This window comes from Corallococcus exercitus (assembly GCF_042231735.1).
Classification (GTDB): Bacteria; Myxococcota; Myxococcia; order Myxococcales; family Myxococcaceae; genus Corallococcus; species Corallococcus exercitus_B.
Genome location: NZ_CP102577.1, coordinates 9,757,172 through 9,781,338, shown reverse-complemented (window position 1 = coordinate 9,781,338; position 24,167 = coordinate 9,757,172). Strand labels below are relative to the sequence as shown.

Sequence of the window (24,167 nt, the reverse complement as noted above, 5' to 3'; positions counted from 1 at the left end):
ACTTCGCCACCACGATTACCCGGCTGCTTCCAGCGGCTCAAAGTATTCCGGGGAAAACGCAGGGCGTACGGGCAGTGTCGCCTTGCCAAGGGGTCCCCGGCCCTTACGTTGAGTCCATGCGACTCGACAAATACACGGTGAAGGCACAGGAGGCGATCCAGGAGGGTCAGTCCCTGGCTCGCCGGGCCGACAATCCCCACTACGAGCCGGAGCATCTGGCCACGGCGCTCCTGGGGCAGAAGGACGGCATCGTCGACCCCCTGCTGCGCAAGATTGGCGTGGACGTGAAGCTGTTCGCGGGCCGGCTGGGCGAAGCGCTCCAGAAGCTCCCCCGCATCCAGGGCGGCGAGAGCGCCATGCTCAGCCAGCGCCTGATGAAGACCTTCGACAAGGCGGAGGATGAGGCCAAGGCGCTGAAGGACGACTTCACGTCCTCCGAGCACCTGCTCCTCGCGCTGACCCAGGACAAGGGCGCCGTCGGCGAGGCCATGAAGTCCTCCGGCGTGACGCGCGAGCGCGTGCAGGCGGGCTTGAAGGAAGTCCGCGGCTCCGCGCGCGTGACGAGCGCCGACGCCGAGTCCACCTACCAGGCGCTGGAGAAGTACGGCCGCGACCTCACGGAGGCCGCGCGCAGCGGCAAGCTGGACCCCGTCATCGGCCGCGACGAGGAGATCCGCCGCTGCATCCAAGTGCTCAGCCGCCGCACCAAGAACAACCCCGTGCTCATCGGTGAGCCGGGCGTGGGCAAGACGGCCATCGCGGAGGGACTCGCCCGCCGCATCGTGGACGGCGACGTGCCGGAGGGCCTGAAGAACAAGCGCCTCATCACCCTGGACCTGGGGGCGATGGTGGCCGGCGCGAAGTACCGCGGCGAGTTCGAGGAGCGCCTCAAGGCCGTCCTCAAGGAGGTCGCGGACGCGGCCGGGGAGATCATCCTCTTCATCGACGAGATGCACACGCTCGTGGGCGCCGGGAAGGCCGAAGGCGCCATGGACGCGGGCAACATGCTCAAGCCGGCGCTCGCGCGCGGCGAGCTGCACTGCATTGGCGCGACGACGCTGGACGAGTACCGCAAGCACATCGAGAAGGACGCCGCGCTGGAGCGCCGCTTCCAGCCGGTGTTCGTGGGCGAGCCCACGGTGCACGACACCATCAGCATCCTGCGCGGCCTGAAGGAGCGCTACGAGGTGCACCACGGCGTGCGCATCCAGGACTCCGCGCTCGTCGCGGCGGCCACGCTCAGCCACCGGTACATCGCGGACCGCTTCCTGCCGGACAAGGCCATCGACCTGGTCGACGAGGCCTCCAGCCGCCTGCGCATTGAAATCGACTCCATGCCCACGGAGATCGACGACATCCGCCGCAAGGTGACGCAGCTCGAAATCGAGCGCGAGGGCCTGCGCAAGGAGACCGACCCGCACTCGCGCGAGCGCCTGGCCACCATCGAGAAGGAGCTCGCGAACCTCAACGAGAAGTTCAACTCGCTCAAGGCCCACTGGGACGAGGAGAAGAAGGCCATCGCGGCGCTGCGCTCGCTCAAGGAGAAGCAGGAGAAGGCGCGCAACGACCAGGCCGCGGCCGAGCGTCAGGGCGACCTCAACCGCGCCGCGGAGCTGAAGTTCGGCATCCTCCCCGGGCTGGAGAAGGAGGTCGCGGCGCAGAACACGAAGCTGGCGGAGCTGCAGAAGAACCAGAAGTTCCTCAAGGAGGAGGTGGACTCCGAGGACATCGCCTCCGTGGTGGCCAAGTGGACGGGCATCCCGGTCTCCAAGCTGATGGAGGGCGAGATGCAGAAGCTGGTCAAGATGGAGGACCGGCTCGCCGAGCGCGTCATCGGCCAGCGCAGCGCGATTGAGGCCGTGTCCAACGCCGTGCGCCGCGCGCGCAGCGGGCTGCAGGACCCGAACCGGCCCATCGGCTCGTTCATCTTCCTGGGCCCCACGGGCGTGGGCAAGACGGAGACGGCGAAGGCGCTGGCGGAGTTCCTCTTCGACGACGACACGGCCATGGTCCGCATCGACATGTCCGAGTACATGGAGAAGCACGCGGTGTCGCGGCTCGTCGGCGCGCCCCCGGGCTACGTGGGCTACGAGGAGGGCGGCCAGCTCACGGAGGCCGTGCGCCGCAGGCCGTACACGGTGGTGCTCTTCGATGAAATCGAGAAGGCGCACCACGACGTGTTCAACATCCTGCTGCAAATCCTCGACGAGGGCCGGGTGACGGACAGCCAGGGCCGCACGGTGGACTTCCGCAACACGGTGCTCATCCTCACGTCCAACATCGGCTCGCAGGCCATCCAGGAGGGCATGGCGGGCACGGACGTGCTGAACGAGAAGACGCGCGGCGAGGTGATGGAGGCGCTGCGCGGCCACTTCCGTCCGGAGTTCCTCAACCGCGTGGATGAAATCGTCGTCTTCGAGCCGCTGCGCAAGAAGGACATCTACCGCATCGTCGACATCCAGCTCGGGAAGCTCCAGAAGCTGCTCCAGGCCAAGCGCCTCACGCTGGACCTCACGGACAGCGCGCGGGAGCTGTTGGCGGAGCGCGGCTACGACCCGACGTACGGCGCCCGGCCGCTGAAGCGGGCCGTGCAGAAGTACCTGCTGGATCCGCTCGCGCTGAAGGTGCTCAACGGCGAGTTCGCGCCGGGCGAGCACATCCAGGCGGACGCGGGCCCCGACGGGCTCACCTTCGCCAAGGTGCTGGTGGACAACTCCAAGGGCGTGAAGAAGACGGCGTAGTCCGCTTCACGCACACCGGTGATTCCAGCGCGGGCCGCCTTCCTCACGGGAGGGCGGCCCGTGGTGTTTCTTCAGGTGCGGCGGTGCTTGTCGTAGAGCGCGTCGCGCCACGCGAGCAGGTCCGGGAAGCGGGCGGCGAGCCCCGCGTGCGTCCACACCTCGCGCGTGCCCGCCCCCATGGGCAGGTGCCGGTCCGCCGGCGGCCCCAGGAGCACGAGCATCGCCGCGGTGGTGATGTCCGCGTAGGTGAAGCCCGCGTCCAGCAGGTAGGGCCGGCCGCCCAGCGCCGTGCGCAGCTTCTCGTAGGCGGGGGCGACGGAGGACTCGATGACCTCCGGCCTGCCGTCCGCCACCTGGTGCTTCTTCACCACGTAGCGCATGCCCAGGCGCGCGGAGGGCGCGAACACCGGGCGCAGGAAGGCGGGGACGAACTTCGGCAGCATCTCCGCCTGGGCGCGGGCGTTCGTCAGCATGCGCGGCATGGCGTAGGCGCGCGCCGCGTTCAGCACCTCTTCGCTGGTGTCGTTCCAGGCGGTGATGGCGTCCAGGTGCGCGGCCGGGAAGAGCGGGCTGCCCTGCCCCAGTTCCTCCGCGCGCTTCGCGATGGCGAACGAGCCGTGCGTGGCCGGCTGGGGCGGATCCACGAGCAGCGGCACCGAGGGCTTCACGCCGGGCCCCACCTGCTTGCGCAGCCAACGCTCCTGGATGAGGGGGACGTAGTCCTGGTAGCGGTAGGCGACGCGGTGGTGGTCCAACGCCCACCGGGCCTTCTCCGTCCAGCCCGACGAGGTCAGTCCGACGAGGGTTCGCATAGGGGGCGGGACCCTATCAGGGCGCGCGCAGGAACGCGTCCAGCTCGGAGAGCTTGAGCAGCCGGGGCTCGGCGGTGGGGAGCACGGCGTCGCGCGCGGCGGTGGCCAGGGCCCGGGCCCGCTCCGGCTCGCGGTGGGCACGGCGCAGCGCGCGGGCAAGGATGAAGCGGATGTTGGCCATCTCCAGGGGCGGGGCCGCCGTCTGGCTCCAGGCCTCCAGGGAGCGCTCCGCCCAGTGGCGGGCCTCCTCCACCTCGCCTCGCGCCAGGGCCAGCTCCGCCATCATCTCCTCCACCTCCATGGGAGGCCGGGCCTCTTCGCCCGCGAGCTTGTGGTGCAGGGCCAGGTACTCGCGCGCCGCGTCCCGCGCCTCGTTGAGCTGCTTCGCCCGGGTGAGGGCCACGGTCAGGACGCGCAGCGCTTCGCCCAGCTCGGTCTCTCCCTCCAGTTCCCGCACGATGGCCACGGCGCGCTTCGCCTCCGCGACGGCGCGCTCGGTCTGCCCCAGCCGCATCCAGGCCTCCGCCTGGCAGCGTGCCGGCGCCGCGAAGATGGGGTCCTTGCGGCCGGCGGCCCGGCCCGCCACCGCCTCCTCCTCCATCTGCTGGAGCAGCACCTGGGCATCCGCGATCCGGCTCTGGTTCATGAGGATCTGGGACAGGTTGGTGCCCGTGCGGATGCGGAAGACGGAGCCCTTGGGGAACAGCTGGTTGTAGATGGCCCGGGCCTCGTGCATGTGGCGCTCGGCCTCGTCGTAGCGCCCCATGCGGTAGGCCGCCGCGCTCAGGTTCCCCCGCAGACCGGCGACGTAGCGCAGGGGCTGGTGATCCGGGCCATAGATGCGCTCATAGCGGCGCAGGACCTCCAGGAAGGCCTCCTGGCCCTCCTGGTAGCGCCGCAGTTCCACCAGGGTGCCGCCCATGTTGTTGAGGGTGATGGCGACCTTCGGGTGGTCCGGGCCGTAGGCGGCCTCCAGGATGTCCCGGGCGCGCTGGACGGTCGCGAGCGCCTCTTCCGCGCGCCCCATGGACCGCTGGGTGGAAGCCATCGTGAGCAGCGCACGGGCGAGCCGGGGTGAGTCGCGGCCATGCAGCCGCTCCTGGAGCGCCAGCCCCTGCTGGATCAGCGGCAGCGCGTCCGAGGAACGCGACTGCTGTTCCAGCGAGTTGCCCTCGTACACGAGCAGCTGGGACTCCAGCTCCGGGTTGCCGCCGGAGCGCGCCAGGAGCGCCCGGGCCTCGTCGGCGTGGGCCTTCGCCTGCTCCGGGCGTTGGGTCACTTCGCCGTCGACGAAGACCTGGTGGACGGCGGCCTCCGCTGCGCGCAGGTCGTCGCGCCCGGACAGGGACGCGAGCATCGCGCGGCGCAGCGCCGGCTCCGCGGCCTCGTCGCGCAGGAAGGCGCGGGCTTCGCCTTCGATGAGCAGGGCTTCGCCGAGGAGCGGCTTGTAGCCCAGTTCCTCGGCCTCTTTGATGATGGGGGCGACGCGGTCCACGGCGTCCTGCCACCGGTCCGCGCTGAGGCGGGCCCGCGCTTCGTCCAGCTTCGCGTACGCGGCCTTCACGCGAGCGGCGATCTCCGGCCGCTCCGGCGGGGGCACCGGCTGGGACAGCGCTTCCACGTCCGCGCAGCGCGACAGCGGGCTCAGCGCCTGCGCGGCTTCCGGAGCGGTGGCGACGCCCGCCCGGTCCGCGGAGAGGAGCACCTCCGTGAGCGCGGTCAGCTCCCGGCGGCGGCGCTCCAGGCAGTTCGTGCGCAGGTCCAGCACCGCCGTGGACTGCGTGCCGTGCTCGTGCGTGGCCAGGCACGCGTCGCGGCGGCTGTCATTCCAGCCGGAGACATAGGCATCCAGCGCGCGGGCGGTGCTCTCGTGGATGGCGACAGCGTCCGGCGCGCCCGTGGCCTGGAAGGCCTGGAGCAGTGCCGACTTGCGGTCCGCGTCCCAGATGCCCTGGAACCGCGTGGGGTCGTCCGCGCAGGGCGACGGGCCCCGGGCGACCACCACCGCGGCCGCGATGGCGAGCAGGCCCGCGCCCACGCTCGCCGCCGCCACCTTCGCGCCGATGCGCGGGAAGGCTGTCCGCTCCAGCGCGTCGAGCAGTGCCGCCATGGAGGGATGACGGGCCCCTGGCTCCGGCGACAGCCCGCGCACGATGAGCGCGTGCACGGCGCGCGGGACGTTGCTCCGGTTCGCCAGGCCTCCGGCTTCGGAGGCGGAGGGCTTCTGGCCGTGCAGCCCTTCGTACAGCGAGACGCTGAAGGCGTACTGGTCCGAGCGCGCGTCCGCGGGTGCGCCCGCGAGCACCTCCGGCGCGATGTACCCGGGCGTGCCCGCGACGCTGGTGACCAGCGGTGCCGCCTTCGGCGACACGGCCTCACCGGGAGCTGGCGCGAGGGCAGCCCTTGGCGCCGCAGCGTCGGCGGGGGCCGGCGAGGCGGCGTCCTCGGGCTCCGTGGACTCCAGGCGGGCCAGCCCGAAGTCCGTCACGCGGGCGCGGCCCTCCTTGTCCACGAGCACGTTGTCCGGCTTGAAGTCCCGGTGCACCACGCCCGCCGCGTGCGCCGCCGCGAGCCCCCGGCCCGCCTGGACGTACAGCCGAACCACGTCGCGCCACGGCCGGGCAGCCTCCTTCAAGTGCTGGCGCAGCGTGCCGCCGTCCACCAGCTCCATCGCGATGAAGACGACGTCCCCGAACGTCCCCACGTCGTGCACGGCGACCACGTGCGGGTGGCGGGTGCGCGCGGCGGCCTGGGCCTCGCGCAGCAGCCGCTCCGTCATGCCCTGCGAACCCCCCGTGGAGGGCGGCGCGCGCAGCAGCTTCAGGCCAATGCGCCGGTCGAGGCTCGGGTCGTACGCCGCGTGGACGACGCCCATGCCTCCGGCGCCCAGCCGCTCCAGCACCACATAGCGGCCCAGCAGCGTCCCCTGCGCGACCTGGGGGATGCGCGGCCGGACGGAGCGCGTGTGCGGCTCCGACACCATCACCGCGGTGCGCGCGGCGTGCACGTCCGGCGCGGGGACGGCGCGCACGCGCAGGAAGTCCGCCAGGGCCGCGCGGCAGGACGCGCAGGTGTCCAGGTGGGCTTCGGCGCGCTCGCGCAGGGTCTGGGACGGAATGCCGTCCGCGAGGTCGAGCAGCTCGACCTCGTCGAGGTGCGGAGTCGAATCAGGCATGGAAAGGCTCACCCTTCCTTCAGGAGGGACGCGAGGCTGATCTCCAGGCTGCCGTCGAGCACGCGCAGCAGGCTGTCGAGCTGGGAGGTGTTGAGCGCGAGCCGCCGGGCCAGGGCCATGCGGGTGTGCTCCAGCAGGGATTCGCGCGCCTTCGCCATCCACCGCGACACCGTGGAGGCATGCACCTGGTGCAGCGCGCCCAGCGACTCCACGCCCAGGCCCTGCACCAGCCCCATGCGCAGCAGGTTGCGGTCGCGCATGGAGAGCGCGGACAGGGCCTCCGCGAAGGCGGCGCGGAAGGCCGGGCGGTAGCGGTGGCGGATGTGCTCCAGCTCCGGATCCGCCGCGCCCAGGTCCGCGGCGATGAGCGCGTCATCCAGCGGCGTGCTCCGCTCCGGCCTGCGCTTGAGCGACAGCGCGATGCCCAGCGACACGGCCTCGGCCCACCGGCGCAGCGGCCCCCGGCCCGCGTACTCCGTGAGGCGCGGCGCGCGGCCCCCCTCGTCCACCAACAGCCGCAGGCGCGTGAGCTGGAGCACCTCATCCACGAAGGCATCCGAGGCCTCCACGCGGCGCACCGCGCGGCCCGCGGGCACCAGCACGCTGGACTCCAGCGCATCCAGCGCGGCCCGCTGCCCCTCCAGCGCCGCCAGCGCCAAGTACAGGTCCTCGCAGTGCATCGCGGCCAGGGCCTGCGCGGGGGGCTCGCCCGCGGGCGTGTGCAGGCCCAGGTGCGCGACGAAGGTCCCGGGCTCGAGCCTGACGCCGGGCCACGCCCCCTCGCAGCGCTCCAGGATCGCGGTCAGCGCGGTCAGCAGCCCCGCCCCCTCTTCGGAGGTCAGGGGGCGCGCGGCTCCCCGGAACGCCGCGACCCACTCGGATGGAATGTTCGTCATGGCACCGGCCGGGCCCCAAGCTCCGGTTAAGCAGGAATGCTAGCGAATGCGTCGGCCAGGACGGAAGCCCCCCTCGCGACAGGGCACAACGGACGTCCCTTTCCGGAAGACCTGGCAGGTCGTGCGCATCGCGGACGCGGGTCGCGCATCCGACCGGCGCCTGGAGTCATGGGGCTCACTTTCCCGGAGGATGACGCAATGAAGATTGGAATCATTGGTGCGGGATTTATCGGCGGGACCCTGGCGCGGCGCTGGACGAAGCTGGGGCATGAAGTCTTCATCGCGAACTCACGCGGACCGGAGACGCTCAAGGACCTGGCGAAGGAGACGGGCGCGAAGGCCGTCACCGTGGAGGAGGCCGCGAAGGCCGGCGAGGTCGTCGTCGTGACCATTCCCCAGAAGGCGGTCCCCGACCTGCCCAAGGGCCTCTTCGCGAGCGTGCCGAAGGACGTCGTGGTCATCGACACGGGCAACTACTACCCCGTGCGTGACGGAAGCATCCCGGAGCTCGAAGCCGGCACGCTGGAGAGCGAGTGGGTCGCGAAGCTCATCGGCCGCCCCGTCATCAAGGCCTTCAACAACATCTTCTTCCAGAGCCTCCTGGACAAGGGCACGCCGAAGGGCACGCCCGGACGGGTGGCGCTGCCGGTCGCGGGGGATCCGCCCGAGCACCGCGCGAAGGTGCTCAAGCTCGTGGAGGAGCTCGGCTTCGACGGCATCGACGCGGGGGGCCTCTCCGAGTCGTGGCGCCAGCAGCCCGGCACCCCGGTCTACACCCACGACTTCGATGCGACGGGCGTGAAGAAGGCCCTCGCCGAGGCCGAGCGCAGCCGCCTCCCGGAGTACCGGCTCAACGCCAACGAGGGGTTGAAGAAGTACTTCGAAGCGCAGAAGTGAGCCCGGGCAGGCGGTGGCTTTCAATCCCGGCGGGGGCGTTGGCGTGACGCCCCCCCGGGAGTGCTTGTAGTGCGGCGGCGCCGGGCCAAGAGTGCTCCCTCCATGACCGCGCCCACCGAAGCCCCGCTGCTCGTCACCGCCGAGATGGAGCCGGAGACCTTCGCGCGCCTGGACGGCCTGCGCCGCCGCTACTTCCCGCCCGAGCGCAACGTCATCCCCGCGCACGTCTCCCTCTTCCACCACCTGCCCGCGTCGGAACAGGACGCGGTGGAGGCCGCGCTCGAGGTCGTCACCGAGTGGCCCGCGCCCACGCTGCGCTTCACGAAGCCGCGGAGCCTGGGCCGCGGCATGGCGGTGGACGTGGAGGCCCCGGGCCTCGCGCCCGTGCACCGCGAGCTGTCCCGCGCCTTCGCGGAGTGGCTCACGCCGCAGGACCGTCAGCCCTTCCGGCCCCACGTCACGCTGATGAACAAGGCCAGCGTCGAGGAGGCGAAGGCCGCGCTCGCGGAGCTGGGCGCGGGCTGGGCCTCCTTCGAGTCCCCTGCCCCGGCGCTGCTGCTCTGGCGCTACCTCGGAGGCCCGTGGGAGCTCGTGCGGCGCTTCCCGTTCACGGGCCGCGCAGGATGAGCTGCTCCACCGCCTCGCGCACGTCCTGCAAGAGCGACGGATCCCTCACCGCGATGAAGATGGTGTCGTCGCCCGCCACGGTGCCCGCCAGGCCCTCCACCTCCTCGCGGTCCAGCGCCAGCCCGAAGATCTGCGCGTAGCCGGGCGCCGTCTTCAGCACCAGCATGTTGGGCGGCGCCTCGATGATGGTCACGCTCGGCGCGAGCGGCACCGGCACCACCGGCGGCTCCGCGCGCTGGTAGCGCCCGTTCACCTTCTGCACGCTCAGCTTCTTCAGCCGCCGCGACAGCGTGGACTGGCTGGGCGTGTGCCCCGCCTCCTCCAGCAACGTCTGCAGCACCGCCTGATCCGGAACGTCCTGCCGGGAGATGAGCTGAAGGATGGTCTCGTCCAGGTTCATTCACGTTCACCATGCATGCGGCTGAATACGCACGCAAGGCGCATGAAAAATCCCAGTGAATGTTCTTGCGCGCTGCGCCGTTCTGCATAATATCCGCGCCTCCTTAGCGAATATGCATGAATTCGAGTGCATATTCAGCAGTCCCCATCCATCCGGCGCGGCCGGGGGAGCACGAAGCCCATGAAGCATGTCACCCGCATCCAGGACCTGGGCCCGGAAGGCGTCGAGGCGGTCCTCTCGCAGGCGGCCGCGTGGAAGCTGAAGGATCCGGGAGCCCTCTTCCCCGGGAAGGTCCTGGGCATGGTGTTCTTCAATCCGTCGCTGCGCACGCGCACGTCCTTCGAGGCGGTGATGGTGCGCGCGGGCGGGCACGCCATCGTGCTCGACGTGGGCTCCGGCGTGTGGAAGCTGGAGGACCGGCCCGGCGCGGTGATGAACGCGGACCGCGCGGAGCACATCAAGGAGGCGTCGCCCGTCCTGTCGCGCTTCGTGGACATGCTCGGCATCCGCACGTTCTCCCAGGGCGGCGGTGACGAGGAGGACGAGGCCGACCCCGTCATCAACGCCTTCCGCAAGTGGGCCACCGTGCCGGTGGTGAGCATGGAGTCCGCGCGCGAGCACCCCTGCCAGGGCCTGGCGGACGCGCTCACGCTGCGCGAGACGTTCGGCACCACGAAGAAGCTGCCGGTGACGCTCACCTGGGCGCCGCACATCAAGCCGCTGCCCAAGGCCGTGCCCAACTCGTTCCTCCTGTCCGCGGCGGCCGCGGGCTGCGAGGTGCGCGTGGCGCATCCACCGGGCTTCGATTTGCACCCGGCCGTGCGCGCGGAGGCGGAGGCGTACGCCAAGGCCACCGGCGGCAGCATCACGTACACGCACGACCAGGACGAGGCGCTGGTGGGCAGCCGCGCCGTGTACGCCAAGTCGTGGGGCCCCACGGCGCAGACGGCGAGCACGCCCACGGACGTGGCGGCGCTGCTCGCGTCGTACTCGGGCTGGATGCCCACGCGCCGGCACATGGGGAAGGCCGCGAAGGACGCGGCGTTCCTGCACTGCCTGCCCGTGCGCCGCAACGTCGAGGTCGCTGACGAGGTGCTGGATCACGCGAGCAGCCGCGTCGTGGACGAGGCGGGCAACCGCTACCACGTGCAGCGCGCCCTCCTGGCCTGGATGCGCGGCGGCTGAGTCCCGAAGCCGACCGCCCCACCCTTCTTCGTCCCCTTTCGACTTTCCAGAGGTCCACAGTGCCCTTGTCTCCCGACCCGTACGCCGCACTCCGCAACGCGGCGAAGTACGTGAAGCAGTTCCGCAGCAAGACCTTCGTGGTGAAGCTGGGCGGCGCCGTCCTGACGGATCCGCGCACGCGCAAGACGGCGTGCGAGCAGATCGCGCTCCTGTGGGCCTTCTCCATCCGCCCCGTCGTCGTGCACGGCGGCGGTCCGGAGCTGGACGCGCTCTGTGACGCCCTGCACCTGCCCATCGAAAAGGTGGCCGGCCGCCGCATCACCTCCGCGCCCGTGCTGGACGCGGCGAAGATGGTGCTCGCGGGCAAGCTGCACACGGACCTGCTCGCGGACCTCCAGGCCGCGGGCGTGCCCGCGGTGGGCCTGTCCGGCGTGGACGCGGGCCTCATCAAGGCGCGCAAGCGTCCGCCCGTGCTGGTGACGGAGCCCGGTGAAACGCAGGGCCGCATGGTGGACTACGGCCTCGTCGGCGACATCGAGTCGGTGGACACGCGCGTCGTGGAGCACCTGCGCAGCGCGGACTACGTGCCCGTCATCGCCCCGCTGTCGGGCGGTCAGGACGGCGCCGTCTACAACACCAACGCGGACACGGTGGCGGCGGCCCTGGCGGCGGCGCTCCACGCGGAGAAGCTCTTCTTCATGGTGGAGGTGCCGGGGCTCCTCAAGGACGTCTCCGACCCGTCGTCGCTCATCTCGCTGGCCACGCTGTCGGACCTGGCGTCCCTGGAGGCCGAAGGCCGGCTCACGGGCGGCATGCGTCCCAAGGCGCACGCCATGCGCCACGCGCTCGTGGGCGGCGTGGGCAGCGTGCACCTGGTGAGCGGCAAGCAGTCCGATGCGCTGTTGGAGGAGGTCTTCACCAACGAGGGCAGCGGCACCATGGTCGTGCGCGAGCACCCGGTGAAGCACGGCGAGGCCAAGGGTTGAACCCCGCCGAGCTGCTCACCGCGCTGGTCGCCACGCCCAGCGTCTCCGGCGACGAGGCCCGCATCGCGGACCTCGTGGCGGGCCATGCGGAGTCCTGGGGTGCCCGCGTGCACCGCCAGGGCCACAACGTGTGGTTCAGCGTGGGCAGCGGGCCGAAGCGCCTGCTCGTCAACTCGCACCTGGACACGGTGAAGCCGTGCGCCGGGTGGAACACCGAGCCGCACGAGGCCGTGTGGAAGGACGACACGCTCTACGGCCTGGGCGCCAACGACGCCAAGGGCTGCGTCACCGCCATGCTCCTCACCGCGAAGGCGCTCCTCGCCGAAGGCGCGCCCGAGGGTGTGGAGTACGTCTTCGCGCTCACCGCCGAGGAGGAGACAGGGGGCAAGGGGCTGGGGCCGCTGTTGCCCACGCTGGGGCCGCTGGACGCCGCCATCGTGGGCGAGCCCACGTCGCTCAAGCCCTGCACGGCGCAGCGGGGCATGCTGCTCCTGCGCTGCGTGGCGCACGGCAAGAGCGGCCACGTCGCGCACGCGCACACGGGCGGGCTGGACAACGCCATCCTCAAGGCGGCCCGGGACATCCAGGCCGTGTCCGCGCTGCGCTTCCCCGCGCACCCGCTGCTGGGTGAGGCGCGGGCCCAGGTGACGCAGGTGTCCGGAGGGCTGGCGCGCAACCAGGTGCCGGACCGGTGCGAGTTCTTCGTGGACCTGCGCACCACGCCGGGCATGGACCACGCGAAGGTGGCGGAGGACGTGGGCCAGGCGCTGGAGAGCGAGGTGCTGGTGCACTCCGCGCGCTACCTGCCCAAGGGCACGGACGCGTCTCACCCGCTGGTGCGCGCGGCGGTGGCCGCTTCCGGCCAGGCGACCGTGGGCTCCAGCACCACGTCTGACTGGGCGTTCCTGGGCGACCTGCCCGCGGTGAAGGTGGGCCCGGGCGACACGCTGCGGAGCCACCAGGCGAACGAGTACCTCACGCGCGCGGAGCTGGAAGCGGGGCTCGCGTTCTATCGACGACTGCTGCACGGCTATGCCGGGGAGGTGACGCGTGGCTGAGACATTGTGGGGCAAGGGCCAGCCGCTGGACGCGGCCATCCACGCCTTCACCGTGGGCGATGACCCGGTGGTGGACCTGTCGCTGGTGCCGCACGACGCGCTGGGCAGCGCCGCGCACGCCCGCATGCTCGCGCACGTGGGGCTGCTCGCGCCGGACGCCGCCCGCTCGCTCGTGGCCGCGCTGCACGCGCTGCATGACGAAGCCCGCGCGGGCCGCTTCATCATCCGCCCGGAGCAGGAGGACGGCCACACCGCGCTGGAGGCCGCGCTCGTGGAGCGCACCGGAGAAGCGGGCAAGCGCATCCACCTGGCGCGCTCGCGCAACGACCAGGTGCTGCTCGCCCTGCGCCTGTTCATGCGCGAGGAGCTGCTCGCGCTGGGCGCGCGCACGGCGGAGCTGGCGGGCACGTTCCTCGACTTCGCGGAAGCCCATGCGGACCTGCCCCTGCCCGGCTACACGCACCTGCGCCGCGCGATGCCGTCCACCTTCGGCCTGTGGGGCATGGCCTTCGCCGAAGGATTGCTGGAAGAGCTGGAGGCGCTGAAGGGCGTGTGGGGGCGGCTCGACCGCTGCCCGCTGGGCGCCGCCGCGGGCTTCGGCGTGCCGCTGCCCATCGACCGTGAATATGTCGCGCGGTTGCTCGGTTTTACGCGCGTTCAACGCAGCCCCATCGACGCGCAGGACAGTCGGGGGCGGCATGAAGCAGCGCTGCTCACCTGGGCGTGCTCGGTGGCGGGCACTCTGGAGAAGTGGCTTTGGGACGTGCAGCTCTACAGCATGGACGAGTTCGGCTTCCTGGCCCTGCCGGATGCCTTCACGACCGGCTCGTCCATCATGCCGCAGAAGAAGAACCCGGACGTGGTGGAGCTGGCCCGGGGCCGCTGCCGCGAGCTGCGCGGCCTGGCGCACCAGGTGGAGGCGGTGGCCGGAGGGCTTCCCTCCAGCTACCACCGTGACTTCCAGCTGCTGAAGCGCCCCACCCTCCAGGCCCTCACCAGCGCGAAGGCGCTGCTGGAGGTGCTCTCGCGGCTGGTGCCCGCGCTGAAGGTGAACGCGGAGAAGGCGCGCGCGGCGTGCGACGACACGCTCTACGCCGCGCACCACGCCTACGCGCTCGTGGCCAAGGGCCAGCCCTTCCGCGACGCGTACCGGGAGGTGGGCCGTCAGCTGAACAACGGCAGCTTCCAGCCGGACCGCGGCGCGCTGACGGCCACCCACCTGGGGGGCGCCGGCAACCTGGGCCTCGCCACCGCGCGCGAGGAACTGGCGGATGCGCGCGACTGGCTCACGCGCACCCACGCACAGCAGGCCGAGGCTGCTTCCCGCGTCTGGGCCCCCTGAAACCTTCCTCACCCCTTTCGCAGCAACAGGAGTCCGAAGATGAGCAAGAAGTCCGTGGTGCTGGCGTTCTCTGGTGGCCTCGATACCGCCTTCTGCACGGTGTACCTGCGCGAGCAGGGCTGGGACGTCACCACCGTCACCGTGGACACGGGCGGCTTCCCGCCCGAGCAACTGGAGCGCATCCAGGCCCTGTCCCAGAAGCTGGGCGCGGTGGCGCACCACACGGTGGACGCGCGCGACACCCTCTTCCAGGGCTACCTGCGCTTCCTCATCGCCGGCAACGTGCTGCGCGGCCAGCTCTACCCGCTGAGCGTCTCCGCCGAGCGCGCCTGCCAGGCCGTGGAGGCCGTGCGCATGGCGGAGAAGCTGGGCGTGCAGGCCGTGGCCCACGGCAGCACCGGCGCGGGGAATGATCAGGTCCGCTTCGACGTGGCCTTCCGCACGCTCGCGCCGCAGCTCCAGCTCATTACCCCCATCCGCGACCTGGCGCTCTCCCGTCAGCAGGAGATTGCCTTCCTCGCGGAGCGCGGCTTCCACCTGCCGGCGAAGACGGGCACGTACTCCGTCAACGAGGGCATGTGGGGCACGTCCGTGGGCGGCCGCGAGACGCTGGACTCGTGGAGCACCCTGCCGGAGGCGGCCTTCCCCGGCGGCGAGATTCCCACCGACCTGAAGCCGCAGCCGCTGATCATCTCCTTCGACAAGGGCGTGCCGGTGGCGCTCGACGGCAAGGCGCTGTCGGCGGTGGACGTGGTGGAGAAGCTCAACGCCCTGGGCCGGCCGTACGGCATCGGCCGGGGCGTGCACCTGGGCGACACCATCCTGGGCATCAAGGGCCGCGTGGGCTTCGAGGCGCCCGCGGCGCACCTGCTCATCGCGTCGCACCGCGAGCTGGAGAAGCTGGTGCTGTCGGGCAAGCAGCTCTTCTGGAAGGAGACGGTGGGCAACCTGTACGGGTCGCTGCTGCACGAGGGGCACTTCTTCGACCCGCTGGTGAAGGACCTGGAGGCGTTCCTCGCCTCCTCGCAGGACCGCGTGACGGGCGAGGTGAAGCTGGTGCTCACCCCGCGCGCCCACGTCGTGGAAGGCGTGCGTTCACCGCACTCGCTGATGGACGCGAAGGTGGCGACGTACGGAGAGGCCAACGTGTTGTGGACGGGGACGGAAGCGGCAGGGTTCGCCAAGCTCTACGGCGTCGCGCAGATGCTCTCGCAGAAAGCGAAGTGACGACATGAAGATCCACGTCGACAAGGTGGGCAGTGTCACGCGCAACCTCCAGCTGGGGCGCACGGTGCACCTCACGGATGAGGTCAAGTGCGAGGAGGGCGCCGTCATCGCGGTGCGCATCCACGGGGAGAAGAGCGTCTACAACCAGCTGGAGGACGTGAACGGCCGGCTCGTCACGCTCCACGCGGGCGACATCGTCGTGGGCGCGCTGGGCCACCGCAACGCCCTGCACGGCTACGAGGGCGTGGTGCCCACGTCCGTCACGGTGGGCGACAAGCTCCACATCCTCAACATGGGCGGCGTCATCGGGAAGTGCACGTCGCACAACCCGGGCGTGGGCGCGCCCTTCGAAGCGGAGGTGCTGGGCCAGGTCCTCACCTTCCCGGAGTTCCAGTCGCGCGCGGGCCAGCACGCGCACATCTCCACCGGCGCGCTCAAGGGCACGTCGAGGGCGGTGACGTGCCCGGTGGTGTATGTGGTGGGCACCTGCATGAACGCGGGCAAGACGTACGCGGCCAGCGTCGTGGTGCGGAAGCTCTCCCAGGCGGGCTACCGCGTGGGCGGCGCGAAGCTCACCGGCGTGTCGCTGATGCGCGACACCCTGTCCATGCAGGACAGCGGCGCGGACGTGGTGATGGACTTCACCGACGCGGGCATCGTGTGCACCGGGGCGCGCACGGCGTCCAAGGTGGCGCGCATCGTCTTCTCGGAGATGGCGGCCCAGGAGGTGGACGTCATCGTCGCGGAGACGGGCGACGGCATCATGGGCGAGTACGGCGTGCAGGCCATCCTGGCGGACCCGGAGCTCAAGGCGCTGGGCGGCGCGTACATCCTGTGCGCCAACGACCCGGTGGGCGCGGCCGGCGGCGTGCGGCACCTGCGCGAGGTGTACGGCATCGAGATGGACATGGTGGCCGGGCCCGCCACGGACAACGCGGTGGGCGTGCGCTTCGTGGAGCAGGTGGTGGGGCTGCCCGCTCGCAACGCGCGCGCGGATCCGAACGCCCTGGGGAATCTCATCGTGGAGAAGCTCGCGCCCCGGCTGGGCGCGGGGAGGAAGTCATGACGTCGCCTGCGCACATCTACATCCTGGGGGCCTCCGGTTTCGGCGGAGGCGAGCTGCTGCGGCTGCTCGCGGGCCACCCCGGCAACGCCGGCATCCGCGTGGTGTCCCGGCACCACGCGGGCTCGCCCATCCACAAGGTGCACCCGCACCTGCGCGGGCTGGTGGACGGCCGCTTCGAGGCGGAGCCGGACTGGCGCTGGCTCGCGGACTCGCAGCGCCCGGTGGTGTTCAGCGCGCTGGGCCACGGCGACCTGGCGACGCAGTTCGCCGGGCTGGAGAAGCAGTGGGCGGACGCGGGGCTCGCGGACCGGATGCTGCTGGTGGACCTGTCGTCCGACTTCCGCCTGGACCACCCGGGCCGGTACGCGGGCGCCTACGGCCGGCCGCACCCGTCCCCGGAGCTGCTGGGCACGTTCACCTACGGCCTCACGGAGTGGAAGCGTGAGCAGGTGAAGACCGCGAAGCGCATCGCCAACCCGGGCTGCTTCGCGACGGCGGTGCAGCTGGCGCTCCTGCCCATCGCGGCCACGCCGGGGCTGGGACTGCTGGCGGTGTCGGGCGTGACGGGCTCGTCCGGCTCCGGTTCGCTGCCGGGCGAGGGCACGCACCACCCGACGCGCGCGCACGACTTCCGCGCGTACAAGCCGCTGGAGCACCAGCACGAGGCGGAGGTGGAGGTGATGCTGGTGGCGCACGGCGCGCAGCGGCACCGGCTGGCCTTCGTGCCGCACTCGGCGCCCATGGTGCGCGGCATCTTCGCCACGGTGCAGTTCGAGTGGCCGGAGCACGGCGGCGCGGTGGTGACGCAGTCGCTGACGGAGAAGTACCGCCGCTACTACGAGGGCTCGAAGTTCGTGCGCATCGTGGAGGGCACGCCGCGCGTGGCGGCCGTCGCGGGCAGCAACTTCTGCGACATCTCCGTGGCGACGAAGGGCCGCTCCGTGGCGGTGATGGCCGCGCTGGACAACCTGGTGAAGGGCATGGCCGGGCAGGCGGTGCAGAACTTCAACGTGGCGCTCGGCTACCCCGAGGACACCGGCCTGCGCCAGGCGGCCTGCTACCCGTAGGACGTGGAACGAGAGGCGGCTTCGGCGTGAAGCCGGGGCCGCCTCAAGCCGCGGGTGTCTTCGGCACGTCACCCGAAGGCGCGGTGCCCTCCCCCGCGCTGCTCGCTTCACCCGAAGGAGCGGCGGAGGCCGTTGCCTGGGGCGCGGCCGGTGCTTCGGCGGCGGCGCCACCCTCGCGCTGCTCCAGACGGGCGCCTCCGGCTTCAGCGGCCTTGAGGAACTCGTCGTACTCCGACTTGCGCGCGGCGGCCTTCTCCTGGGCGGCGGCGGAGCCCTTCTCGGCGGCGGCACGGCCCGCGCGGATGGCCCGGGCGCTCAGCAGGATGCCGCCCACGAAGGCCAGGATGCGCAGCCCGGACGCGAAGCTCCAGCCCGTGGTGAGGCCATCCAGGCCGTCACGCACGAAGTTGAGCGCCACCACGAACACGCCCCCGGAGACAGCGGCCCCCACGGCCGTGGTCCACGTGCGCAGCGCGACGATGCGGGCCGCGCCGTAGCAGAGCACCGGCAGCACCGCGAGCACCCACAGGTCCTCCAGCACCACCGCCACCGGGATGCGCAGGAAGTCGGAGGGCAGCGCGTTCACCCGCGAGTGCAGGCGCAGCACCAGCGACACGCTGAGCATGGCCCCCAGCACCAGCGACAGGAAGCCCAGTCCGACGATGAACTGGAAGCGACGAACGCGGACGCGCAGGGGCTCGAGGACACCGGGTTTGGAGCTCACGGGCCCAAAGCCTAGCGCACTCTCACCCTTCGTCCTCTTCCCCGACAGCCGCGTCCCCCGCCGAGCGAGGAGGCGGGCCGTCGCCGTAGAACACCTCCTCCAGCACCAGCCCCTGCGGCGGCGCGGTGGATCCGGCCAGCTTGCGGTCGCGCGAGGCCAGCACCTCGGCCACCCAGGCCTCGGGGCGGCGGCCCTTGCCCACCTCCACCAGCGTGCCCACCAGGTTGCGCACCATGTGCTTGAGGAACGCGGTGCCCTCCACCACGACGGCCACGGTGTCGCCGGACACGCCCTCCACGCGCACCTGCCGCACCTCGCGCACCGCGTGCTTCGCCTGGCAGTCCGCGGCGCGGAACGCGGAGAAGTCGTGCCGGCCAATCAGCGCCTGCGACGCGCGGCGCATGGCCTCCACGTCCAGCGGGGCGAACAGCTCCCAGTGCGTCGTGCGCAACAGCGGGGACCGCGTGCGCCGGTTGCTCAGCCGGTAGCGGTAGCGCTTGCCGCGCGACCAGCGGCGCGGGTCGAACTCCGCCACCACCTCCTCCGCGGCCACCACGGCGATGTCCGGCGGAAGGATGCCATTGAGCCCCATCGTGTAGGCCTTCATGGGCAGCACGCGCGGCGAGTCGAAGCAGGCCACCTGTCCCGTCGCGTGCACGCCCGCGTCGGTGCGGCCGGCGGAGGCCACGAACACGCGCTCCCCCAGGAGCTTCTGGAGCGCGTCCTGGAGCGTGGACTGGATGGACGGGCCATTGGGCTGCACCTGCCAGCCCACGTACCGCGTGCCTTCGTATTCGAGCGTCAGCTTCAGCCGGGGCATGGGCGCGGCGACAAAAGAGGCACGCGGTCAGCGCGTCTTCAGCCAGCCCTCCAACACGTCCGCCGCGAGCTTCGCCAGGGAGACGTTCGCCTTGCGCGCCTGGGCCTCCAGCTTCTCGTACAGCGCGGGGTCCAGGGGCAGCGCCAGCAGGCGCGGCTCGGTGGCGGTGCCCTCGTCCAGGCGCATGGCCTCCGTGGGCGGGCCGTCCACGGACGCCGCCACCTCCGACAGCTCCAGCGCCACTTCCGACGTGGGCGCGGAGGACTGGCGCGTGGCCAGCCGCTTCAATTCCTGCGGGCGCTCGTCCTCGAAGAGCTGCTTGACGAAGTTGGCCAGGTGCAGCGGCGAGGGCGTGAAGTCGTACGCGTCCAGGAAGGCGTCCAGGTCGCGTTGCATGTCCAGCGCCGTCTGGTAGCGGCGCTCGCGGTCGCGGGCCAGCGCGCGCATCAGGATGGCCTCCACGCGCTCCGGCAGGTCCTCGCGGAAGTACGACGGCGCGTAGATTTTCGCCTCGGTGATGCTGCGCATGACGGCGACGTCGGAGTCGCCGGTGAAGAGCTTGAAGCCGGTGAGCCACTCGTAGAGGACGGTGCCTAGCGAGAAGATGTCGCTGCGGCAGTCCAGCGGCCGGCCCAGGCACTGCTCCGGGGAGAGGTAGCTGAGCTTGCCCTTGATTTCGCCCGAGCGCGTCTCCTCCACCTGGTTGGCGGCCTTGGCGATGCCGAAGTCGAGCACCTTCACCGAGCCGTCGAACGCGACGATGATGTTCTCCGGCGTCACGTCGCGGTGGACGATGTTGAGCGGGTTGCCGTAGCGGTCCTTCTTCGTGTGCGCGTAGTGCAGGCCCGCGCAGACGCAGGAGGCAATCTTCAGCGCGTACACCATGGGGAAGGGAATCCCCAGGGACTCGGCCTTGGGCACGACGCGGCGCATGTCACGGCCGGACACGTACTCCATGGCGATGAAGTAGCTGTCGACGATCTTCCCCAGGTCGTGGATCTGCACGATGTTGGGGTGGTTCAACTGGGCGGCCAGCCGCGCCTCGTTGAGGAACATCTTCACGAAGGCCGCGTGCTTGGACAGGTGCGGGCGGATGCGCTTGATGACGATGGGCGTCTCGTCGCCACGGGCATCCACCTGGTGCGCGAGGAAGATCTCCGCCATGCCCCCCACGGCGATCCGGTCGATGAGCCGGTAGTTGCCGAAGCGGAACGCGTCGCGCGGGGGCGAGGAGGCGGCGGGAGCCATGGAAGCAATGTAGCCGCGCCCTGCCCGGAGGCGCTAACGAAGTTGGACGACGTGCACCTTGAGCGCCGGTTCCTCACCAGGAGGGGCCGGAAAGTCGAGCCCCGAGGGACCGAGCGACCCCGCTGCCTTCCCCGCTCTGCCCGCCCGCGTCACGCCTTCCAGCACCATCGTCTCGAACCGGCGCGAGGGCAGTCCCGCCAGGTTGCAGCAGGCGACCAGGCGGCCCTTGGGAGCCACCACCTTCGCGGCGGCCTCGGCCAGCCGGGCGTAGTCGCGAGCGGCGGAGAAGCGCGTCGTCTTCGTGGTGGAGAACGACGGAGGGTCCGCGACCACGACGTCGAAGCTCTCCCCCTTCTTCGCCAGCCGTCCGAGCCAATCGAAGACATCCCCCGCCACGTAGTCGTAGCGGTCCACGGCCTGCCCGTTGAGGCGCGCGTTCTCCTCGCCCCACTCCAGCACGCGGCGGCTGGCGTCCATGTTGAGCACGCGCTTCGCGCCCCCGGCGGTCGCGGCGACGCCGAAGGCGCACGTATAGGCGAAGAGGTTGAGGACGGTGAGCCCGGAGGCCTGGGCCTGGAGCCACGCGCGGGTGTCGCGCATGTCCAGGTAGAGCCCCACGGAGAGCCCCTGTCCCGGGCGGATGTGGAAGGACAGGCCGTTCTCCTTCGCGACGAAGTCCTCCACCGGCTCACCGCGGGCGGCGGACTCCGGAGCCAGCGCGTCCTTCGCCACGTTGGCGAGCACGCGCGCCTCCCGGGGCCGGCGCTTGAGGTAGACGCTCCGGGGCGTCCACGCGGAGACGGCGGCGTCGAGCAGCGTGGCCTCTTCCGCGTCGGTGAGGTCGCGGTAGAGGCTGACCACGACGACGTCGCCGAAGATGTCCGCCGTCACTTCGGGCACGCCGTCCGCGGCGCCGTTCAGGAGGCGGAACGCGGAGGTCGCGGGGTCGGCGAGCAGCGGACCCCGGCGGGCGCGGGAAGCGCGCAGCAGGTCCACGAGATGGGGAGGCAGGGCACTCACGCGCCCCTTCTACCCTACGAACCCAGCCGTGCGCGGGACCAGACGCGGGCGAGCGCCGCGGCGGCGTCACGGGCCAGGTCCACGAAGTCGCTGCCCAGGAGCTGGCCCTCGCGGACACAGACGCGGCCATCGACGATGGTCCACGCCACGCGGGCGGCGGTGAGCTGGCCCAGGAGGAAGGGCGAGTAGCCCGTCTCCGGATCAGCGGCGGGAATGGCGTCGTAGACGACGAGGTCCGCGATGCTGCCCTCGTCCACGCCGCCCGAGGGCTTGCCGTACAGGCGGGTGCACAGCTCCGCGGGGCCGCTGACGAACAGGTGCGCCAGCGAGTCATCCAGGTCCGGCATGCGCCCGGAGCGCGCCAGGGACAGCATGCTGACGAGCGCCCCGGCGAGCTCCTCCTGGAGGGTGCCGTGGCCGCCGGTGCCCAGACCCACGAGGTGGAGGCTGGACAGCGCGCCGTCAGCGGACTCCGCCGCGCGGTCCATGGAGCGGGTGGCGCGGGGCGTGAGGGCGATGAAGGTGCCGGAGGCGGCCAGCCGTTCGGCCTCGGAGCGCTCCACGGCGCGGGGATAGCCGGCGATGGCGTGAGGCCCCAGGAGGCCCAGCGCGTCCAGGCGCGGCACGACGCGGCGGCCGTGCGTGGAATAGGTGGTGGAGAGGTCGTCCTCGTTCTCCGCGAGGTGGAAGACGACGGAGGCGTTCAGCTCCTGGCGGTGCCCCGCGATGCGGGACAGGAGGGAGTCCTCGCAGGTGTAGGACGCATGGAAGCCCAGCGCGCCACGGACGCGGGGGTGCTCGCGGTAGCGACGGACGAAGTCGGCGTTGGCGTCGGCCTGGGCGTCGGCCACGTCGGCGCCATCCAGGCTGTGCGTGGAGTGGGACGTGACCAGGCGGATGCCCAGTGAGTTCGCGGCGCGGGCCTGGGCCTCCAGGCCGCCAGCGACGTCCGTGGGACACGACAGGTGGTCCACGACGAGGGAGACGCCATCCAGCAGCGCGCGGGCGGCGGCGAAGCGGGTGAGGATCTCCACGTCCTCGGCAGTGAGGAGGTTGGCCACCCCGCGCATCCGCTCCAGGCGCGAGCGGGGCTGGCGCAGGAGGAAGTCGCCATTGGGGGGCAAGAGCTGCCCGTTGACCAGGTGCGAGTGACAGTCCACGAGGCCGGGCGCGACGAGCCGGCCGCGACACGCGACCTCCCAGTCACCGGGGAGCACGGGCACCTCGGCGTCCGGGGCGACGCGGCGGATGATGCCCTCTTCGACCACGACGGCCATGCCGTGACGGACGCGACCGTCCGCACGGAACACGGCGCAGTTCTTCAGAAGCAGTCGGCCTTCCATGGACCTCCCCGTTTTAGCACGGGGTGGGTGGAGGATGAACCCCGTCTCCTATTGAGAGCCCCCGAGGGGCGGATCCATGCAGGGCGTCGGCCTGGAAACCCAGTCCACGAAGTCCCACCAGAGGTCGCTCCAACTCCGTGTTGAGCCCGTGAAGCAGGGCCGGTGACGGCCCTGCTTCCATCAGACAGACCGAAGGAGGCCGCTGGGGGCTGGAGACCTCGCCACCGCAGCCTCATTGCTGGCAGGCGATCTCCGGGCAACCCTTGGTCTTGCTGCACGTCTGCTGGTCGCAGCACAGGTATTGCTGCAGCGGACACGTCACCTTGTTGACGCAGGTCCGGGCCGCGCTACAGGACTGGCCTGTCGGGCAGGAGCCGCAGTTCAGGGAGCCGCCGCAACCATCCGCGATGAAGCCACAAGTGGCCCCCTCCGCGGCGCACGTCTTCGGCTGGCAGCTGCACTGATTATCGACGCAGGTCTCCCCTTCCCCGCAGACACCACAGTTCAGCGTACCGCCGCATCCATCCGGGATGGAGCCACAGGTCTTCCCCGCGGCCGCGCAGGTCGTCGGTTGGCAGACGCACACGTTGTTGTTGCACGTCTGCCCCGCCCCACAGGAGCCACAGTTCAGCGTGCCGCCGCATCCGTCCGAGATGGAGCCACAGTTCTTCCCCTCCGCGGCACAGGTGGTCGGAGTGCACGAGCAGAACAGGGTACAGATGTCCCCTTCGTCGATGTCTCCGTCGCAGTCATCATCCAACCCGTTGCAGGACTCCGCCGGGCTGACACACGCTCCCCACCAGCTACGGGTATTCCCAACGACGCAAGCCTGCACCGAACCCGCGCAGGTGCCCGCCGAGGTTCGGCACTCCTGGGTCAGCGTCCCAATTCCCTCGCCGGGCTGGTTGTCAATGAACCCGTCCCAGTCGTCATCGCACCTGTTGCATTTCTCCTGGGTGCGCACGGCGGGCCGGCAGGGACCATGCGCCCCGTTGGGCAGACAGGCGGCGGTCGCGTTCTCACAGGCGTATTCCGGTTCGTCGCAGCTTCTCCGCGTGCCGGCGGGGATGACGCACTGGAACTGGCCCGCGCTGCAGGTGAGCGTCCCCGTACAGCCATTGGAGAGCGGGTCGCAGGAGCCACCCGTCAGCACGCCGCCCTCGGCCCCCTCGTCAATCAAGGAGTCGCCGTCGTTGTCGCACCCGTCGCACTGCTCCTCGCCATAGGCTGAGCACGAACCCGGGATGATGTTGCCCTCCGCGTCACACTGGCGGGTGCCTCCCTGGCCGCAGACCGAGCACGGAATCCTCGAGGCTCCCGTGAACCCACCACACGTCGGGTAGTCGTCGCACTCCGTCATCCCGTAGCAGCCATTCGCGTTGACGCACGAGGTGGGTGGAGGTGGAGGGTTCGGGCAGATGGCGTAGGCGGGCGAGCCCACCAGCGCGAAGAGGCACCAGAGGGCCCCACCCAACACCGCCAACCCGGACTTCAACTCACAATGCACGACGGACCTCTCTCTGAAGCAAGTAC

Annotated in this window: 20 protein-coding genes; 10 read left to right on the top strand and 10 right to left on the bottom strand. The window is 71.2% G+C overall.

Annotated features, from left to right (window positions below):
* The first annotated feature begins 116 nt into the window (after positions 1-116).
* On the top strand, positions 117-2,741 hold the full coding sequence (gene clpB / locus NR792_RS39320) for an ATP-dependent chaperone ClpB (RefSeq protein ID WP_375757821.1): 2,625 nt from the start codon (positions 117-119) through the stop codon (positions 2,739-2,741).
* A 71-nt stretch (positions 2,742-2,812) separates the two neighbouring features.
* On the opposite strand, the gene NR792_RS39315 is transcribed toward clpB, so the two are convergent.
* From NR792_RS39315 to NR792_RS39305, 3 genes are read right to left on the bottom strand one after another with little or no spacing between them, the layout of a single operon-like run.
* Entirely contained in the window at positions 2,813-3,553 is a 741-nt protein-coding gene (locus NR792_RS39315) for a glutathione S-transferase C-terminal domain-containing protein (protein ID WP_375757820.1), read from the bottom strand.
* A 16-nt stretch (positions 3,554-3,569) separates the two neighbouring features.
* On the bottom strand, positions 3,570-6,728 hold the full coding sequence (locus NR792_RS39310) for a tetratricopeptide repeat protein (protein WP_375757819.1): 3,159 nt from the start codon (positions 6,726-6,728) through the stop codon (positions 3,570-3,572).
* 8 nt (positions 6,729-6,736) lie between these two features.
* A complete protein-coding gene (locus NR792_RS39305; RefSeq protein WP_375757818.1) occupies positions 6,737-7,624 on the bottom strand; it encodes a hypothetical protein in 888 nt (295 codons plus the stop codon).
* A gap of 198 nt (positions 7,625-7,822) precedes the next feature.
* Here NR792_RS39305 and NR792_RS39300 point away from each other — a divergent pair, with 198 nt between their 5' ends.
* Both NR792_RS39300 and NR792_RS39295 read left to right on the top strand, forming a co-directional pair.
* Positions 7,823-8,521 (top strand): NADPH-dependent F420 reductase, encoded by a 699-nt coding sequence (locus NR792_RS39300; RefSeq protein ID WP_375757817.1) that lies wholly within the window; start codon positions 7,823-7,825, stop codon positions 8,519-8,521.
* A 102-nt stretch (positions 8,522-8,623) separates the two neighbouring features.
* Positions 8,624-9,148 carry a 2'-5' RNA ligase family protein gene (locus NR792_RS39295; protein WP_375757816.1) on the top strand — a complete coding sequence of 175 codons (525 nt, stop codon included), beginning with the start codon at positions 8,624-8,626 and terminating at the stop codon, positions 9,146-9,148.
* On the opposite strand, the gene NR792_RS39290 is transcribed toward NR792_RS39295, so the two are convergent.
* On the bottom strand, positions 9,129-9,548 hold the full coding sequence (locus NR792_RS39290) for an arginine repressor (RefSeq protein WP_375757815.1): 420 nt from the start codon (positions 9,546-9,548) through the stop codon (positions 9,129-9,131). The two genes, NR792_RS39295 and NR792_RS39290, sit on opposite strands and share 20 nt — an antisense overlap.
* Before the next feature lie 180 nt (positions 9,549-9,728).
* On the opposite strand from NR792_RS39290, the gene NR792_RS39285 reads away from it, so the two are divergent.
* From NR792_RS39285 to argC, 7 genes are read left to right on the top strand one after another with little or no spacing between them, the layout of a single operon-like run.
* Positions 9,729-10,733: an N-acetylornithine carbamoyltransferase gene (locus NR792_RS39285; RefSeq protein WP_375757814.1), complete on the top strand. Its 1,005-nt coding sequence runs from the start codon at positions 9,729-9,731 to the stop codon at positions 10,731-10,733.
* A 59-nt stretch (positions 10,734-10,792) separates the two neighbouring features.
* Positions 10,793-11,719 carry an acetylglutamate kinase gene (argB, locus tag NR792_RS39280; protein WP_120577889.1) on the top strand — a complete coding sequence of 309 codons (927 nt, stop codon included), beginning with the start codon at positions 10,793-10,795 and terminating at the stop codon, positions 11,717-11,719.
* Entirely contained in the window at positions 11,716-12,777 is a 1,062-nt protein-coding gene (locus tag NR792_RS39275) for a M20/M25/M40 family metallo-hydrolase (protein ID WP_375757813.1), read from the top strand. Before argB ends, NR792_RS39275 begins: the two co-directional genes overlap by 4 nt.
* A complete protein-coding gene (argH, locus tag NR792_RS39270; protein ID WP_375757812.1) occupies positions 12,770-14,119 on the top strand; it encodes an argininosuccinate lyase in 1,350 nt (449 codons plus the stop codon). The genes NR792_RS39275 and argH overlap by 8 nt, the downstream gene beginning before the upstream one ends.
* Positions 14,120-14,158: 39 nt before the next feature.
* On the top strand, positions 14,159-15,346 hold the full coding sequence (argG, locus tag NR792_RS39265) for an argininosuccinate synthase (protein WP_375757811.1): 1,188 nt from the start codon (positions 14,159-14,161) through the stop codon (positions 15,344-15,346).
* Positions 15,347-15,350: 4 nt separating this feature from the next.
* On the top strand, positions 15,351-16,412 hold the full coding sequence (locus NR792_RS39260) for a hypothetical protein (RefSeq protein ID WP_375757810.1): 1,062 nt from the start codon (positions 15,351-15,353) through the stop codon (positions 16,410-16,412).
* The gene (gene argC, locus NR792_RS39255) at positions 16,409-17,479 is read left to right on the top strand and encodes an N-acetyl-gamma-glutamyl-phosphate reductase (protein WP_375757809.1); all 1,071 of its coding nucleotides are present in this window, start codon (positions 16,409-16,411) and stop codon (positions 17,477-17,479) included. The genes NR792_RS39260 and argC overlap by 4 nt, the downstream gene beginning before the upstream one ends.
* Positions 17,480-17,522: 43 nt before the next feature.
* Here the strand turns inward: argC and NR792_RS39250 are convergent, their stop codons facing one another.
* From NR792_RS39250 to NR792_RS39225, 6 genes are all read right to left on the bottom strand, one after another.
* The gene (locus NR792_RS39250) at positions 17,523-18,203 is read right to left on the bottom strand and encodes a hypothetical protein (RefSeq protein ID WP_375757808.1); all 681 of its coding nucleotides are present in this window, start codon (positions 18,201-18,203) and stop codon (positions 17,523-17,525) included.
* Between the two features lie 22 nt (positions 18,204-18,225).
* Positions 18,226-19,023 (bottom strand): tRNA pseudouridine(38-40) synthase TruA, encoded by a 798-nt coding sequence (gene truA / locus NR792_RS39245; RefSeq protein WP_375757807.1) that lies wholly within the window; start codon positions 19,021-19,023, stop codon positions 18,226-18,228.
* 27 nt (positions 19,024-19,050) lie between these two features.
* Positions 19,051-20,271 (bottom strand): serine/threonine protein kinase, encoded by a 1,221-nt coding sequence (locus NR792_RS39240; RefSeq protein WP_375757806.1) that lies wholly within the window; start codon positions 20,269-20,271, stop codon positions 19,051-19,053.
* A gap of 33 nt (positions 20,272-20,304) precedes the next feature.
* Positions 20,305-21,291 (bottom strand): class I SAM-dependent rRNA methyltransferase, encoded by a 987-nt coding sequence (locus NR792_RS39235; RefSeq protein ID WP_375757805.1) that lies wholly within the window; start codon positions 21,289-21,291, stop codon positions 20,305-20,307.
* Positions 21,292-21,305: 14 nt separating this feature from the next.
* Positions 21,306-22,634 (bottom strand): amidohydrolase family protein, encoded by a 1,329-nt coding sequence (locus NR792_RS39230; protein ID WP_375757804.1) that lies wholly within the window; start codon positions 22,632-22,634, stop codon positions 21,306-21,308.
* A 232-nt stretch (positions 22,635-22,866) separates the two neighbouring features.
* Positions 22,867-24,141 carry a hypothetical protein gene (locus tag NR792_RS39225; protein WP_375757803.1) on the bottom strand — a complete coding sequence of 425 codons (1,275 nt, stop codon included), beginning with the start codon at positions 24,139-24,141 and terminating at the stop codon, positions 22,867-22,869.
* Between the last annotated feature and the right edge of the window lie 26 nt (positions 24,142-24,167).

Excerpts from the sequence above, each read along its gene's own strand:
- truA (WP_375757807.1), bottom strand. The coding sequence starts at position 19,023 with ATGCCCCGGCTGAAGCTGACGCTCGAATACGAAGGCACGCGGTACGTG.
- NR792_RS39285 (WP_375757814.1), top strand. The coding sequence starts at position 9,729 with ATGAAGCATGTCACCCGCATCCAGGACCTGGGCCCGGAAGGCGTCGAG.
- NR792_RS39295 (WP_375757816.1), top strand. The coding sequence starts at position 8,624 with ATGACCGCGCCCACCGAAGCCCCGCTGCTCGTCACCGCCGAGATGGAG.
- NR792_RS39315 (WP_375757820.1), bottom strand. The coding sequence starts at position 3,553 with ATGCGAACCCTCGTCGGACTGACCTCGTCGGGCTGGACGGAGAAGGCC.
- NR792_RS39260 (WP_375757810.1), top strand. The coding sequence starts at position 15,351 with ATGAAGATCCACGTCGACAAGGTGGGCAGTGTCACGCGCAACCTCCAG.
- NR792_RS39290 (WP_375757815.1), bottom strand. The coding sequence starts at position 9,548 with ATGAACCTGGACGAGACCATCCTTCAGCTCATCTCCCGGCAGGACGTT.
- NR792_RS39305 (WP_375757818.1), bottom strand. The coding sequence starts at position 7,624 with ATGACGAACATTCCATCCGAGTGGGTCGCGGCGTTCCGGGGAGCCGCG.
- clpB (WP_375757821.1), top strand. The coding sequence starts at position 117 with ATGCGACTCGACAAATACACGGTGAAGGCACAGGAGGCGATCCAGGAG.
- NR792_RS39240 (WP_375757806.1), bottom strand. The coding sequence starts at position 20,271 with ATGGCTCCCGCCGCCTCCTCGCCCCCGCGCGACGCGTTCCGCTTCGGC.
- NR792_RS39300 (WP_375757817.1), top strand. The coding sequence starts at position 7,823 with ATGAAGATTGGAATCATTGGTGCGGGATTTATCGGCGGGACCCTGGCG.
- NR792_RS39310 (WP_375757819.1), bottom strand. The coding sequence starts at position 6,728 with ATGCCTGATTCGACTCCGCACCTCGACGAGGTCGAGCTGCTCGACCTC.
- argC (WP_375757809.1), top strand. The coding sequence starts at position 16,409 with ATGACGTCGCCTGCGCACATCTACATCCTGGGGGCCTCCGGTTTCGGC.
- NR792_RS39230 (WP_375757804.1), bottom strand. The coding sequence starts at position 22,634 with ATGGAAGGCCGACTGCTTCTGAAGAACTGCGCCGTGTTCCGTGCGGAC.
- argG (WP_375757811.1), top strand. The coding sequence starts at position 14,159 with ATGAGCAAGAAGTCCGTGGTGCTGGCGTTCTCTGGTGGCCTCGATACC.